Below are 14790 nucleotides of genomic sequence, written 5' to 3' on the forward strand. Positions count from 1 at the left end.
GAGAGAGCCGGATGCGTAAGGTGCTTGGCGGTGTCGCCACGCTGGTGGGTGTGCTGTTGCTGGTGCTGGGGGTGCTGGCAAAGCCGGTGCTCTACGACCGGTTGGCCACGGTCAAGCTGGACCAGCGTTCCACGTCGGTCTCGGAGGGGACGGGCATGTCGGCCCTCTACGCCCACGAGGTCGACGGCAAGGCCGTCTTCGACAAGCTCGAGAACGCGCATCTGCGCAGCACCCGGCAGGTCCTCGGCATCCCCGGTCGGGCCAAGGCGGCCGGCAAGCAGGACACGGACGCGTTCTGGCAGACGACCGTGCAGTCCCAGGCCGAGATCGACGGCAAGTGGACCGACCTGACGTACAGCAACGAGGGCGTGAGCTTCAACCGCAAGACGGGCGAGTCCACCAACTGCTGCGGCGACTTCAAGTCGGCAGGGGACCTCACCGACCCGGCCAAGACGGTCGACACCCAGCACCAGGGCCTGTTCTTCAAGTTCCCGTTCGACGTGCAGAAGAAGACCTACCAGTTCTGGGACGGCGACCTCGGCAAGGCCTCGCCGATCGAGTACGTCCGCGAGGAGAAGCTCGAGGGCGTCACCACCTACGTCTTCCGCCAGACCATCCCCAAGGCGGAGGTGGCCACGCGCGACGTCCCCAAGGCGGTCTTCGGCGACTCGGCCGACGGTGACGTGTCCGCCAAGGTGATGTACGGCAACGTGCGCACGCTGTGGATCGAGCCCAACACCGGTGTCCTGATCAAGGGCCAGGAGCAGCAGGACAAGTCCCTCGTCGCGGAGGGCTACCCCGAGCTCGCGACCACCAAGGGCACCATCGGCTACAGCGACGCCACCGTGAAGAAGAACGCCGACGACTGGGGCTCCAAGGGCGCCCTGCTCGGCTTCGTCAACGGCTCGCTCACCCTGGTCGGCATCCTCGTCGGCGTGCTGCTGGTCGCCCTCGGCCTGTTCCTCACCTTCGGGGGCCAGTCCCGCGGGCGCCGCGAGGTCTGAGCGCCACGGGCTCTCCCGCAGGGGGCGCCGGCACGAGAAAGGGGCCGACCGGGATCTCCCGGTCGGCCCCTTTCGTGTTCCGGTGGTGCGGCGTGCTGCGTCCGTCAGGCGGGCGAGGCACCGGGCACCGTGCGCCCGCTGCCCTCACGCTCGCGCTCCGAACCGCCCGCGTCCTCGGCCGTCAGCGGCTGGGCGATGCTCTCCAGCGACTGCCCCTCGGCCTTGACGCCGAGGAACGCCTCGACGAGACCCGCGACGATCATCAGCGCCGCGCCGAGGAAGTAGCCGAACGCGAGCCCGGTGATGTCCTTGGACTTCGACGCGTCGTCGATCAGCTTGCCGAACAGCAGCGGCCCGCTGATGCCGCCGACCGCCGTGCCGATCGCGTAGAAGAACGCGATGCACAGGGCCCGCGTCTCCAGGGGGAAGACCTCGCTGGCGGTGAGGTAAGCCGCGCTGGCGCCGGCCGAGGCGAAGAAGAACGTCACCACGCCGAAGATCGTGAGGGTGGTCGCGTTGAGGCCGCCGAGCATCATGCCAGCGATCCCGAGCAGCACGCCCGACACGATGTACGTGCCGGTGATCATGCGCACCCGGCCGATCCGGTCGAACAGGGGGCTCAGGAGCAGGGCGCCCATGAAGTTGCTGACGGCGAAGACCGCGAGGTACCACCCCGTCTGCTTCACCCCGAAGAACGTCGTGAGGGTGTCGCCGTAGGTGAAGAAGAAGGCGTTGTAGAGGAACGCCTGCCCGACGAACAGCGAGAAGCACAGGATCGTGCGCTTGGGGTAGAGGGTGAACACCGTCTTGGCGATCTCCGGGATCGAGATCGTCCGGCGCTGCCGGATGGTGATGGGCTCCTCGGTGGGTTCGGGCAGGGAGCCGCCGGTCTCCTCCGAGACGGTGCGCTCGATGTCCTTGACGATCTGCTCGCCCTCCTCGTCGCGGCCGTGGATGAACAGCCAGCGCGGGCTCTCGGGGACGTTGCGCCGCACGAGCAGGATGGCCAGGGCCAGGACGGCGCCGATGCCGAACGCCAGGCGCCACCCGATCGCCGGGTCGACGACCTTCGGGTCGAGCAGCGGGATGGTCAGCAGGGACCCCAGGGCCGCGCCGACCCAGAAGGAGCCGTTGATCGCGACGTCGACACGGCCGCGGTAGTCCTTGGGGATGAGCTCGTCGATCGCCGAGTTGATCGCGGCGTACTCGCCGCCGATGCCCATGCCGGTGACGAACCGCGCGGCGAAGTACCACAGCGGGTTGGGGGCGAACGCCGTCGCCACCGTGGCGATCGTGTAGATGCCCAGCGTCAGCAGGAACAGCTTCTTGCGGCCGAAGCGGTCCGTGAGCTGGCCGAACAGCAGTGCGCCCAGGCAGGCGCCCGCGACGTACACGGCGCCGGCGAGGCCGATGTCCGAGCTGCTGAGGCCGAGACCGGTGTTCTCCGGCTTCAGCGCGTCGGACATCGAGCCGACGATGGTCACCTCGATGCCGTCCAGGATCCAGACGGTGCCGAGCCCGATCACGACCAGCCAGTGCCAGCGGGCCCAGGGCAGACGGTCCATCCGGGCCGGGATGTCGGTGGTGATGCGTCCTGTTTCGACGTCTGACGCCACGGTTCTCCTCCTCCTCGAGTGAGCGGTGGCACGCGCTCCCTCGGGGTCGGGGGGCTCCGCGGCAACCGCGACCACGCTAGGGCCGGAGGGGCAAACCTGCAGGTTGAGCGCGTTTCGGGCGTTGCCGGCCCAGATGCGACGAAGCCCTCAGCCCCGGACGCAGACGAAGATCGCCGTGCCCGGGAAGAGCCGTCCACGGGTGGGCGACCACCCGCCCCAGGTCTGGGTGTTTCGCTCCGGCCACTCGGGCTCGACCAGGTCCACCAGGGCGAGCCCGGCGGCCACGAGCTCCCTGACCCGGTCCCCGACGGTGCGGTGGTGCTCGACGTAGGTCGCCTCGCCGTCGGAGTCGGCCTCGACGTACGGCGTGCGGTCGAAGTAGGACTGGGTGAGGGTCAGCCCGTGCTCGCCGGGGTCGTCCGGGAACGCCCACCGGAACGGGTGCGTGGTCGAGAAGACGAAGCGGCCCCCCGGCCGCAGGACGCGCGCCGCCTCGCGCATGAGCGCGGCCGTGTCCGCGACGAAGGGCACCGCGCCGTATGCCGTGAACACCACGTCGAAGCTGCCCTCGCCGAACGGCAGGGCCACGGCGTCGCACTGCAGCAGCGGGACAGGGCGGGCCGGGGGAGCGACGCGGCGGTTGAGGGCGACCCCCTGGCGGAGCATCCCTGCCGACAGGTCGGTCGCGACGACGGAGGCGCCGCGACCTGCGACCCACCGGGAGCACTGCCCGGCGCCGGCACCGATCTCCAGCACCCGCCGTCCCTCCAGCGGACCGAGCAGCCCCAGCTCGGACTCGCGCCAGCCCTCCGGTCCCCAGACGAACTCGGAGTCGCCGAGGAAGGCGCCGTGCTCGGCGTAGTACTCGCCGGCCTCGGCGTCCCACCAGGACCGGTTGGCCGCCGCGGTCTCGTCCGGGCCCGCCACCCGGCGGCTGACCTGCGCAAACTCGCTCACCGGCATACCCCTCGCGTTTTTGACCCCCGCCGGACGCCGCCGGTAAGGTGGAGCAGCACATCCGTGTGCTCGCTTCGTCGTGTCCGTGCCCCAGGGCGCCGGGCGACCCGCGGGTCGCACATCCACACCTTCTATTTCCTGCCCATCATCGGAGTTCCTACTACATGACTGCCAGCACGGTCGAGAAGACCGCCCCTCAGATCGCCATCAACGACATTGGCTCTGAGGAAGACCTCCTTGCCGCGATCGACGCGACCATCAAGGACTTCAACGACGGCGACATCGTCGAGGGTCGCATCGTCAAGGTCGACCGGGACGAGGTCCTGCTCGACATCGGCTACAAGACCGAGGGCGTCATCCCCTCGCGTGAGCTGTCCATCAAGCACGACGTCGACCCGTCCGAGGTCGTCTCCGTCGGCGACGAGGTCGAGGCCCTGGTCCTCCAGAAGGAGGACAAGGAGGGTCGCCTGATCCTGTCCAAGAAGCGCGCCCAGTACGAGCGCGCCTGGGGCACGATCGAGAAGATCAAGGAGGAGGACGGCGTCGTCACCGGCACCGTCATCGAGGTCGTCAAGGGTGGCCTCATCCTCGACATCGGCCTGCGCGGCTTCCTCCCCGCCTCCCTCGTGGAGATGCGTCGCGTCCGCGACCTCCAGCCGTACGTCGGCAAGGAGATCGAGGCGAAGATCATCGAGCTCGACAAGAACCGCAACAACGTGGTCCTGTCGCGCCGTGCCTGGCTCGAGCAGACCCAGTCCGAGGTCCGCACGACCTTCCTCAAGGAGCTCCAGAAGGGGCAGGTCCGCTCCGGCGTCGTGTCCTCGATCGTCAACTTCGGTGCGTTCGTGGACCTCGGCGGGGTCGACGGCCTCGTCCACGTCTCCGAGCTGTCCTGGAAGCACATCGACCACCCGTCCGAGGTCGTCGAGGTGGGCCAGGAGGTCACCGTCGAGGTCCTCGACGTCGACATGGACCGCGAGCGTGTCTCCCTGTCGCTCAAGGCGACACAGGAGGACCCGTGGCAGCACTTCGCCCGGACCCACGCGATCGGCCAGGTCGTCCCGGGCAAGGTCACCAAGCTCGTCCCGTTCGGTGCGTTCGTGCGCGTCGACGACGGCATCGAGGGCCTGGTCCACATCTCCGAGCTGGCCGAGCGCCACGTGGAGCTGCCGGAGCAGGTCGTCCAGGTCGGGGCCGACATCTTCGTCAAGGTCATCGACATCGACCTCGAGCGTCGCCGCATCTCGCTGTCGCTGAAGCAGGCGAACGACGAGAGCGCCCCGGTGTCCGAGTTCGACCCGACGCTGTACGGCATGGCCGCCGAGTACGACGAGCAGGGGAACTACAAGTACCCCGAGGGCTTCGACCCGGAGACCAACGAGTGGCTCGAGGGCTACGAGGCCCAGCGCGAGAAGTGGGAGAAGCAGTACGCCGAGGCCCACGCCCGCTGGGAGGCCCACAAGGCCCAGGTCGAGCAGGCCGCCAAGGACGACGCCGAGGCCGCCTCGAGCGCCGGGACCTCGACGTCCTACTCCTCCGGTGGCAGCAGCAGCTCGGACTCGGGGTCGTCGTCGTCCTCGTCCTCCGAGGGCACCCTCGCCTCCGACGAGGCGCTGGCCGCCCTGCGCGAGAAGCTCACCGGCAACTGACCCGGCCGGCACGCGACCTGCGTGCCACCACGGTCGACACCACGAGGCCCGGTCCCCGCGAGGGGGCCGGGCCTCGTGCCGTCCCCGGGGTGCGCGTGGGAGGTGCCGGCGTGCGGGGGTGATCGGGATAGGTTCGCCGGTATGCCGTTCACCCCGGCCCACGTGGCCGCCGTCCTCCCGGTGGTGGGACGGGAGCGGCCGCGGCGGGTGGTCCCGGCCGCCATGGTCGTCGGCTCGATGGTGCCGGACGTCCTCTACTTCGTGCCCCTCGGGGACTACCGCACCGTGTCGCACTCGCTGCGCGGGCTGGTCACCCTCGACCTGATCCTGGGGCTGGTCCTCACCGCGCTGTGGAGGGTCGCCGCCGCGCCGGTGCTCCGCGACCTGGCCCCGCGGGCGGTCCGGGAGCGCGTGCCGGTGCCGCACCGGCTCGACCAGCAGGAGTGGGCGTGGTCGGTGCCCTGCGTGCTGCTCGGTGGCCTGACGCACCTGCTCTGGGACTCCTTCACGCACGCGGACGGCTGGGCCGTGCACCGCTGGCCGCAGGTCCTCGAGCGCGGGCTCCCGGGCGGGTGGCCCGTCTACGGCGTCGCGCAGTACGCGACCAGCGTCCTGGGGCTGCTCCTCGTGGCGTGGTGGTGCCGGCGGCTGCTGGGCGAGGTGCCTCCGGTCCACCCGGCGCACCGCCGGGTGAGTGCCCGCGAGGCCCGGGTCGTCAGCGTCCTCGCCGTCGCGCTGCCGCTGCTGGTGGCGGTCGGGTTCGTGGCCTGGGTCGCCACGGCCACGCGGGGCTCGCTGATGCTGCTGTACGTCGCCGTGGTGCGGGGTGTCAGCGCCTTCGGCCTCGTGGCCGTGCTGGTCGTGCTGTGGTGGCACCTCGTGGTGTCACGCCGCCCGGCGCCGACGGGTGCGACCGTGGGCTGACGTGTTTGGATGGCGGTATGCCACGCACCATCGCCACGAACACGAAGGTCGACCTCGACGGGCTGCTGGAGTTCGTCCGTCCCCGCCACCAGATGGTGCTCATGACCGAGCGCTCCGACGGGCGCCCCCAGGCGTCCCCGGTCACCGGGGGTGTGGACGACAGGGGGCGGATCGTGATCTCGACCTACCCCGAGCGCGCCAAGACCACCAACGCCCGCCACCGACCGCACGTGAGCGTGATGGTCCTCTCCGACGACTTCGGCGGCGCCTGGGTGCAGGTCGACGGCGACTGCGAGGTGCTCGACGTGCCCGACTCGGTGGAGCCGCTCGTGGAGTACTTCCGCAACATCTCGGGCGAGCACCCCGACTGGGACGAGTACCGGCAGGCGATGCTCGACCAGGGCAAGTCCATCCTGCGCATCACCCCGACGCGCTGGGGGCCCATTGCCACCGGCGGCTTCCCCGCCCGCCTCGCCGACTGAGGTGCCGGTCGTCCCGCCGCGACCCCGAGCTGGCGGCTAGGGTGGGCGCATGCTGAGGGTCGGGCTCACGGGCGGGATCGGCTCCGGCAAATCCACTGTCGCGCAACGGTTCTCAGCATTGGGTGCGGTCGTCGTCGACGCCGACGTCCTGGCGCGCGAGGTCGTGGCCGCCGGGAGTGAGGGGCTCGCGCGCATCGTCGACCGGTTCGGCGACCGCGTCCTGGCCCCCGACGGCGGCCTCGACCGGCCTGCCCTCGGTGCCATCGTCTTCGCGGACCCCGGGGCTCGCCGCGACCTCGAGGGCATCACCCACCCGCTCATCGCGCGACGCACGGGGGAGCTGTTCGCGGCGGCACCGGTCGATGCCGTGGTCGTGCACGACGTCCCCCTGCTCGTCGAGAAGCACATGGGCCCCGGCTACCACCTGGTCGTGGTCGTCGACGCCGACGAGGAGGTCCGGCTCGACCGGCTCGTGAACACCCGGGGCATGGACGTCGAGGATGCCCGGCGCCGGATCGCGGCCCAGGCGTCGGGGGCCGAACGCCGCGCCGCGGCCGACGTGTGGCTGGACAACGGCGGTAGCCGGGCGGAGCTCGAGTCCGACGTCGACCGGCTCTGGCACGACCGGCTGGTCCCGTTCGAGCACAACGTGCGGACGGGCGTCCGGGCGGCCCGGCCCGACGAGCTGCGCCTCGTACCGTCCGACCCGACCTGGCCCGCCCAGGCCGAGCGGCTCCTGGAAAGGCTCCGACTCGCGTTCGGCGACGCGCTCGTCACGGCCGACCACGTCGGCAGCACCGCAGTCCCGGGGCTGCCCGCCAAGGACGTCATCGACCTGCAGGTCGGTGTCACCTCGCTGGAGGCCGCCGACGACCCCACCCTCGTCCGGCGGCTGCAGGCCGCCGGTTTCCCCCGCACCGGGCCCGTGGCCTTCGACAACGCCAAGGACGGCGCGCTCTGGGAGAAGCGCTTCCACGCCGGCGCCGACCCCGGGCGTCCGGCCCACGTCCACGTCCGCGAGGTCGGCAGCCCCGGGTGGCGCTGGGCCCTCGCGTTCCGCGACTGGATGCGGTCCGATCCCGCGGCGCGCGAGGAGTACGCCGCGGAGAAGCGACGCCTCGCAGCCGCCGGGCTCGGCGTCGACGCCTACGCGGACGCCAAGGAGCCGTGGTTCGACGCCGTGCACGCGCGGGTCGAGGAGTGGGTGCGAGTCAGCGGCTGGGAGCCGGCGCGCGGCTGACCCGGGTCCCCGGCAGGGGCGCCTCGGACCGCACCGGGACGAGGGGGAGTGCGACGGCGGCGAACGCCGCGGCACCTGCGAAGGCGGCGGCATACCCGAGCTGCTCCACCAGGGCTCCGGCGAGGGGTGGGACGAGCGAGGCGGCCAGGAACTGGCCGGTGTTCTGGATGCCGAGCGCGCGCCCCGACCAGAAGGGCCCGGCGCGCTCGGCCACGGCGGTGAAGGCGAGCCCGTTGTCGGCGACGGTCACGGTCGACGCCACGAGGAGGAGGAACGCGGCGACCGCCCAGCCGGCGGCAGCCGTGGCACCGAGGGCGAGCATGGCCACGACGACGGAGACGGCGACCCAGCGCAACGGCCGCATCCGGCTGCCGACCCGGTCGGACCACGCGCCCGCCGCAATGCGTCCGAGCGCGCCGGCCACCTGGGTCACCGCGACCAGGACTCCCGCCGACCCCGCCGACCAGCCGCGGTCGTCGACGAGCCAGGCCAGGCCGAAGGTCCAGACGAGGAACTGCGGCACCACGAGCAGCATCGAGACGCCGTGCACCCGGGCCAGGGTGCGGTCACCGCGGTAGGGGCTCGCGGTGTGCTCCACCGTCCGCGCGGGACGGGGCGGGTCCAGGACCACGACCGCCACTGCGACCAGTGCCAGGAGGGCCGCGGCCGCGGGCACGAGGAGGGCTGCCCGGACGCCGTGCGCATCCGCGAGCGGCGCCATCGTGACGGCCGCGATCCCGACACCGAGGGGCTGGGCCATCTGCCGGATCCCCATGGCGAGGCCGCGTCGCTGCACCGGGAACCAGCCGACCACCACACGGCCGCTGGCCGCGTTGGCAGCCCCCGCTGCCGCGCCGGCGAGCACCAGCCATGCCGCCCACCAGCCGACGCCCGAGCCCCAGGCCGCCGCGACCGAGCAGGCGCCGGCGGCCGCGAGGCCGGACAGCAGCGCGAGCCGTTCGCCGCGACGGTCCACGAGCAGGCCCCAGGCGACGAGGGAGAGCATCACGCCGATGGTGGGCGCGGCTGCCACGAGACCGGCGGCCGGCAGCGACAGGCCACCGCGCCGGTGGAGCACCGGGATGAGGAAGGCGGGCCCGTGCAGGGCCACGGCCCCCGAGGCCTGCGCTGCCGTGCTGGCCGCCAGCATGGCCCAGCGGCGGGCGGTGCCGACGGTCGCGAGGTCCACCCGGCCAGTCAACGCCGGGGGGATGCAGGCCGCAGCGACGTCTCAGCCCGTGGCGGTCAGGGCGCCGTAGCGCTCGCGCGTCCGCTGCGCCCACGCGGTCGCGGGCCGCAGGGCCAGCGCCGCGCCGAGGACCAGACCCGCCAGCACCAGCCACCCGGGCCAGCCCCACTCGATGCACAGGAGCGTGATGAGCGTCGGGGCGACGACGTTCGAGAGCGAGAACCCGAGGCCGGCGAAGCCCTGGTACTGGCCCTGGCGCTCCTGCGGCGCCAGCCCCATCTGCACGCCCCACTGGCCACCGCTGGAGCGCATCTCGCCCACGACGTGCACCGCCGCGCCGACGACGAGGACCGCCGCGGCGCCGACTGGTCCCAGCCAGCCCGACGTGGCGATGACGGCGAAACCGAGGGCGATCCAGACGGCGCCGTGGACCATCGCCCGGGCCGACTCGGTCACTCCGTCGACCCCTCGCGTCATGCGTACCTGGAACAGGGTCACGGCCACGGTGTTGAGGACCAGCAGCGCGGCAACCATGGCGGTCGGGGCCTTGGTGTGCTGGCTGATCCACAGCGGGATGCCGACCTCCATCACCACGAAGTGCATCGCCACCACGCCCGTCAACAGGGTCACGACGACGTACGGCGTGTCCCGCAGCACCGCGAGCCGCGGCTCCCCGGCTCCGCGTGCCGGGGCCGGTGGCAAGTGGGGGAGGCGCAGGCTGACCAGGCCGGCGAGGATGCCGGTGACGCCGTCGATCGCGAAGACGGCCAGGTAGGCCCACGGCCGGTCGATCCACAGCGCGATGCCGCCCAGCGCGGCGCCGAGCGAGATGGCCAGGTTGGTGACCGCCCGCAGGTACGCCTTGAAGGCGACCCCGGAGCCGCCGACGGCGATGCGGCCGATGTAGCCGTTGCGCACGGCACCGCCACCGTTCTGCAGCGCGGTGACGACGGCGAGGACCGCCGTCAGCGCCCAGAAGTCGCGCACCACGAGGAAGAGCAGCCCCACCGCACCGAACGCCGCGGTGAGCAGCGACATCACCTCGCGCGGGCCGCGGACGTCGCCGAGGTGGCCCAGGGGCACCTGCGCCACCATGCCGACGACCGCGGCGATCGAGAGCGCGAGGCCGACCTGGGCGGGCGCGAGCCCCACCTCGCGGGTGAAGTACAGGGCGAAGGTGGTCAGGGTCGCCCCGGCACCGGCCCGGTTGACGAAGGTGCCGAGGGCGAGCACGCGCAGGCGCGGGTCGACCGGTATGCCGCGGCGGGTGAGCGGTGGCGTCGTCGCCGGGGCTGGCACGGAGGACCTCCGGGGTTCGGGAGCGGGGCGGGCACACGCTAGCGCGGGGGTCGGACAGGGGCGTCCGGGCAGGTGCGCGGGGTGCGGTGTCGGTGCCACGGCATACGGTGGATCCATGCGTCCCACGACCGACCTGCAGCGCACGGTGGCCCCGTTCGAGGTGGTCTCCGAGTTCCAGCCCGCCGGTGACCAGCCCGCCGCCATCGCCGACCTCTCCCGGCGCATCAAGGCGGGGGAGAAGGACACCGTCCTGCTCGGCGCGACCGGCACGGGCAAGTCCGCGACCACCGCCTGGCTCATCGAGCAGGTGCAGCGCCCCACCCTCGTGATGGCGCCGAACAAGACGCTGGCCGCGCAGCTGGCCAACGAGTTCCGCGAGCTGCTGCCGCACAACGCGGTCGAGTACTTCGTCTCGTACTACGACTACTACCAGCCCGAGGCGTACATCCCGCAGACGGACACGTACATCGAGAAGGACTCCTCGATCAACGACGAGGTGGAGCGGCTGCGCCACAGCGCGACGAACTCGCTGCTCACCCGCCGCGACGTCGTCGTGGTCGCGTCCGTGTCCTGCATCTACGGCCTCGGCACGCCGCAGGAGTACGTCGACCGGATGGCACGGCTCAAGGTCGGGCAGCAGGTCGACCGCGACGACCTGCTGCGGCGGTTCGTGCAGATGCAGTACACCCGCAACGACCTCGCCTTCACCCGCGGGACGTTCCGCGTACGTGGGGACACCGTGGAGATCATCCCCGTCTACGAGGAGCTCGCGGTGCGCATCGAGTTCTTCGGCGACGAGATCGAGCGGATCTACACGCTGCACCCGATCAGCGGCGAGGTGATGCGCGAGGAGCAGGAGATGTACGTCTTCCCCGCGACCCACTACGTCGCGGGCCCGGAGCGGATGGAGCGGGCGATCCGCGGCATCGAGCTCGAGCTGGCCGACCGCCTGGCCGAGCTGGAGAAGCAGAACAAGCTGCTCGAGGCCCAGCGGCTGCGCATGCGCACCACGTACGACATCGAGATGATGCGCCAGGTCGGCTCGTGCTCCGGCATCGAGAACTACTCGATGCACATCGACGGCCGCGCCCGGGGCACCGCGCCCAACACCCTCCTCGACTACTTCCCCGAGGACTTCCTGCTCGTCATCGACGAGTCGCACGTCACCGTGCCCCAGATCGGCGCCATGTACGAGGGCGACATGTCGCGCAAGCGCATGCTCGTCGACCACGGCTTCCGGCTCCCCTCGGCCATGGACAACCGCCCGCTGAAGTGGGAGGAGTTCCTCGAGCGGATCGGGCAGACCGTCTACCTGTCCGCGACGCCCGGCCCCTACGAGCTGGCCCAGGCGACCGGTGTCGTCGAGCAGATCATCCGCCCCACCGGGCTCATCGACCCCGAGGTCATCCTCAAGCCGACCAAGGGCCAGATCGACGACCTGCTGCACGAGATCGGCGAGCGCACGAAGAAGAACGAGCGCGTCCTCGTGACCACCCTGACCAAGAAGATGGCCGAGGACCTCACCGACTACCTGCTCGACAAGGGGGTGCGCGTCCGGTACCTGCACAGTGAGGTCGACACGCTGCGCCGGGTGGAGCTGCTGCGCGAGCTGCGCATGGGCGAGTACGACGTGCTCGTCGGCATCAACCTGCTCCGTGAGGGCCTCGACCTGCCCGAGGTGTCGCTCGTGAGCATCCTCGACGCCGACAAGGAGGGCTTCCTGCGCTCGGCCCGCTCGCTCATCCAGACGATCGGCCGCGCGGCCCGCAACGTCTCCGGACAGGTGCACATGTACGCCGACTCGGTCACCCCCTCGATGCAGGAGGCGATCGAGGAGACGCAGCGCCGCCGCGAGAAGCAGATCGCCTACAACAAGGAGGCCGGGGTCGACCCCCAGCCGCTGCGCAAGAAGATCGCCGACATCACCGACCTCATCCAGCGCGAGGACGCCGACACCGAGGCGCTCATCGGCTCCGGCCGCACCCAGTCGCGGGGCAAGACCGGCCAGCGCGGCGGCCGTGGAACCGTCCAGGCCGACGCCGGGGTGGCTGCGGACCGGCTCCGCGGCATGCCCGCCAATGACCTGGCCAACCTCATCCAGGAGCTGTCCACCCAGATGCACCAGGCGGCCGCCGACCTGCACTTCGAGCTCGCGGCGCGCCTGCGCGACGAGATTGGCGACCTCAAGAAGGAGCTGCGCCAGATGTCCGAGGCGACCAAGTGAGGCCGCCAACAGCCTGAGGCCCACCCCCGGTGGAGGCGGCAGCCGGATGGACTCGATTTGGGGCCACCCCCGCGGTCTGGGAGACTGGTCGCACCATTCGGAGGGGAGTATCCCCATCGCGGTGTCCTCGTCATCACGGCTTTCGGCCCGGGGCGCCGGTCCGCACCTCACGGGGCGGGAGAGACCTCCGGCCACCTCGTCGTGACCGGAGGACCCTTGACCGTGACCACACTCGCAGCGACCACCACCACGCAGATGGAGGTCGCCCCCTGGGTCTGGTACCTCACCATCGGGCTCATGGCCGCGGTGCTGCTCTTCGACATCTTCGTCGTGGCCCGGCGGCCACACGTGCCGACGACCAAGGAGGTCAGCCTCGCGCTGGCGGTCTACGTCGGCGCGGCCCTGGTCTTCGGCCTCGGCGTCTGGTGGTTCACCCACGACCAGGCCGGCGCGAAGTTCATGACCGAGTACTACGCCGGCTGGCTCACCGAGTACTCGCTGTCGGTCGACAACCTCTTCATCTTCCTGCTGATCATGGCGCGGTTCGCGGTGCCGGAGAAGCTGCAGCAGACGGCGCTGCTCGTCGGCATCGTCATCGCCATCGTCCTGCGCGGCATCTTCATCGCCGTCGGTGCGGCGGCCATCAACCAGTTCTCCTGGGTCTTCTACATCTTCGGCGCGTTCCTCATCTACACCGCGGTCAAGCTCGCCCGCGAGAGCGGTGACGACGACGAGGAGTACGAGGAGAACGGCTTCATGCGCTGGGTGGAGCGGCGTTTCCCCGCCACCAAGGAGTACGACGGCCCGAAGCTGTTCACGAAGGTCGACGGCAAGAAGCTCGCCACCCCGATGTTCATCGTCATCGTGGCGCTCGGCACGACCGACCTGCTCTTCGCCCTCGACTCCATCCCGGCGATCTACGGCCTGACCAAGGAGCCGTACCTCGTCCTCACCGCGAACCTCTTCGCGCTGATGGGCCTGCGCCAGCTCTACTTCCTCATCGGCGGCCTGCTCAAGAAGCTCGTCTACCTCAGCGTGGGACTGGCCGTCCTGCTCGCCTTCATCGGCGTCAAGCTCGTGCTGCACGCCCTGCACGAGAACGAGCTGCCCTTCATCAACGGTGGCGAGCACGTGACCGCCGCACCCGACATCCCGATCTCGGTGTCGCTCGGTGCCATCGTCGTCATCCTGGGCGTCACCACCGCCGCGAGCCTGTGGAAGACGCGGCGCGACGACCGCGAGTCCGAGGTGGAGCGCTCAGCCTCCTGAGGCTGCGGGGTCCCGTGGCTGGCCGGCGCCCATGACCAGGGCGCTGGCCAGCACGACCAGCCCCATGCCCGCCAGCTGGGTGGGGTGCAGCCGCTGGTCGAGCACGAGCAGGCCGGCGAGCGCGGCGGCGGCCGGCTCGAGGCTGAGCAGCACCCCGAACGTCCGGGGGCTCAGGTGCCGCAGGGCCGCGAGCTCGAGCGAGTACGGCAGCACGGACGACAGCACCGCGATCCCGAGCCCCTTGAGCACCGCCTCGCCGGTCCAGTGCGGCACCGACGCGGCGCCGAAGGGCAGGCCGACGAGCAGGGCGACGCCCATGGCCAGCGCCAGGCCGTCGAGCCCGACGAACTCGCGGCCGGCGTGCCGGCTCGCGACGATGTATGCCGCCCAGCAGGCGCCGGCGAGCGCCGCCAGCCCCAGCCCGGCCCACTCGAGCTGGGCCCAGGGTGTGTCGAGCGCCTCGGAGATGAGGACCACGCCCACGGCCGCCGCGCCGACGGCCGCGAGGTCGCGGGCGCGCCGGGACAGGACGGTGGCGAGGGTGAGCGGGCCGAGGAACTCGATGGTGACCGCCACGCCGATCGGCAGGCGCGCGAGCGAGGCGTAGAAGGCCAGGTTCATCAGCCCCAGGGCGAGGCCGAAGCCGACGACCACGAGCCACGCGCGCCGCGAGTGCCCCCGCAGACGGGGCCGGGCCAGCAGCCCCAGGATCGCGGCGGCGAACAGCAGCCGCAGCGTCACCGACCCGCCCGCGCCGATCTCGGGGACCAGCGTGGCCGCGAGGGCACCGCCGAACTGGACCGACGCGATCGCCGTCAGCACCAGCAGCAGCGGAGGTGCAGGGGGCCGGCGGGACGTCACAGTCCGCGACTCTAGTGAGCCGTCCCGGGCGTCCGCGTCGCGGTCTGCGCCGGTGTGTGCGCCGGTGGGTTCGGCG

General features: G+C 71.5%; 12 protein-coding genes. 7 read left to right on the forward strand and 5 right to left on the reverse strand.

What is annotated here, in order from left to right; translation table 11 throughout:
• Positions 1-11 precede the first annotated feature (11 nt).
• Positions 12-1004: a DUF3068 domain-containing protein gene (locus RKE38_RS19080; RefSeq protein ID WP_316009056.1), complete on the forward strand. Its 993-nt coding sequence runs from the start codon at positions 12-14 to the stop codon at positions 1002-1004.
• A gap of 104 nt (positions 1005-1108) precedes the next feature.
• On the opposite strand, the gene RKE38_RS19085 is transcribed toward RKE38_RS19080, so the two are convergent.
• Positions 1109-2620, reverse strand: a complete 1512-nt coding sequence (locus RKE38_RS19085) for an MFS transporter (protein ID WP_316009057.1) — start codon at positions 2618-2620, stop codon at positions 1109-1111.
• 147 nt (positions 2621-2767) lie between these two features.
• Positions 2768-3583: a class I SAM-dependent methyltransferase gene (locus RKE38_RS19090; protein ID WP_316009058.1), complete on the reverse strand. Its 816-nt coding sequence runs from the start codon at positions 3581-3583 to the stop codon at positions 2768-2770.
• 158 nt (positions 3584-3741) lie between these two features.
• On the opposite strand from RKE38_RS19090, the gene rpsA reads away from it, so the two are divergent.
• The 4 genes from rpsA (at position 3742) to coaE (ending at position 7872) form a co-directional block, all read left to right on the forward strand.
• On the forward strand, positions 3742-5226 hold the full coding sequence (rpsA, locus tag RKE38_RS19095) for a 30S ribosomal protein S1 (RefSeq protein ID WP_316009059.1): 1485 nt from the start codon (positions 3742-3744) through the stop codon (positions 5224-5226).
• Positions 5227-5367: 141 nt separating this feature from the next.
• Positions 5368-6150, forward strand: coding sequence for a DUF4184 family protein (locus RKE38_RS19100; RefSeq protein ID WP_316009060.1), 783 nt, complete (start codon positions 5368-5370; stop codon positions 6148-6150).
• Between the two features lie 17 nt (positions 6151-6167).
• Positions 6168-6632 (forward strand): PPOX class F420-dependent oxidoreductase, encoded by a 465-nt coding sequence (locus tag RKE38_RS19105; protein ID WP_316009061.1) that lies wholly within the window; start codon positions 6168-6170, stop codon positions 6630-6632.
• Positions 6633-6681: 49 nt separating this feature from the next.
• On the forward strand, positions 6682-7872 hold the full coding sequence (coaE, locus tag RKE38_RS19110; protein ID WP_316009062.1) for a dephospho-CoA kinase: 1191 nt from the start codon (positions 6682-6684) through the stop codon (positions 7870-7872).
• On the opposite strand, the gene RKE38_RS19115 is transcribed toward coaE, so the two are convergent.
• Together RKE38_RS19115 and RKE38_RS19120 are read right to left on the reverse strand one after the other, a co-directional pair.
• Positions 7844-9061, reverse strand: coding sequence for an MFS transporter (locus RKE38_RS19115; protein WP_316009063.1), 1218 nt, complete (start codon positions 9059-9061; stop codon positions 7844-7846). The two genes, coaE and RKE38_RS19115, sit on opposite strands and share 29 nt — an antisense overlap.
• Positions 9062-9103: 42 nt before the next feature.
• Entirely contained in the window at positions 9104-10360 is a 1257-nt protein-coding gene (locus RKE38_RS19120; protein WP_316009064.1) for an MFS transporter, read from the reverse strand.
• 115 nt (positions 10361-10475) lie between these two features.
• Between RKE38_RS19120 and uvrB the strand changes: the two genes are divergently transcribed.
• Positions 10476-12584 carry an excinuclease ABC subunit UvrB gene (gene uvrB / locus RKE38_RS19125; protein WP_316009065.1) on the forward strand — a complete coding sequence of 703 codons (2109 nt, stop codon included), beginning with the start codon at positions 10476-10478 and terminating at the stop codon, positions 12582-12584.
• A gap of 255 nt (positions 12585-12839) precedes the next feature.
• Positions 12840-13853 (forward strand): TerC family protein, encoded by a 1014-nt coding sequence (locus RKE38_RS19130; RefSeq protein WP_316009141.1) that lies wholly within the window; start codon positions 12840-12842, stop codon positions 13851-13853.
• Here the strand turns inward: RKE38_RS19130 and RKE38_RS19135 are convergent.
• Entirely contained in the window at positions 13842-14714 is an 873-nt protein-coding gene (locus RKE38_RS19135; protein ID WP_316009066.1) for an EamA family transporter, read from the reverse strand. The two genes, RKE38_RS19130 and RKE38_RS19135, sit on opposite strands and share 12 nt — an antisense overlap.
• Positions 14715-14790 lie beyond the last annotated feature (76 nt).

This window comes from Phycicoccus sp. M110.8 (assembly GCF_032464895.1).
Lineage (GTDB): Bacteria > Actinomycetota > Actinomycetes > Actinomycetales > Dermatophilaceae > Pedococcus.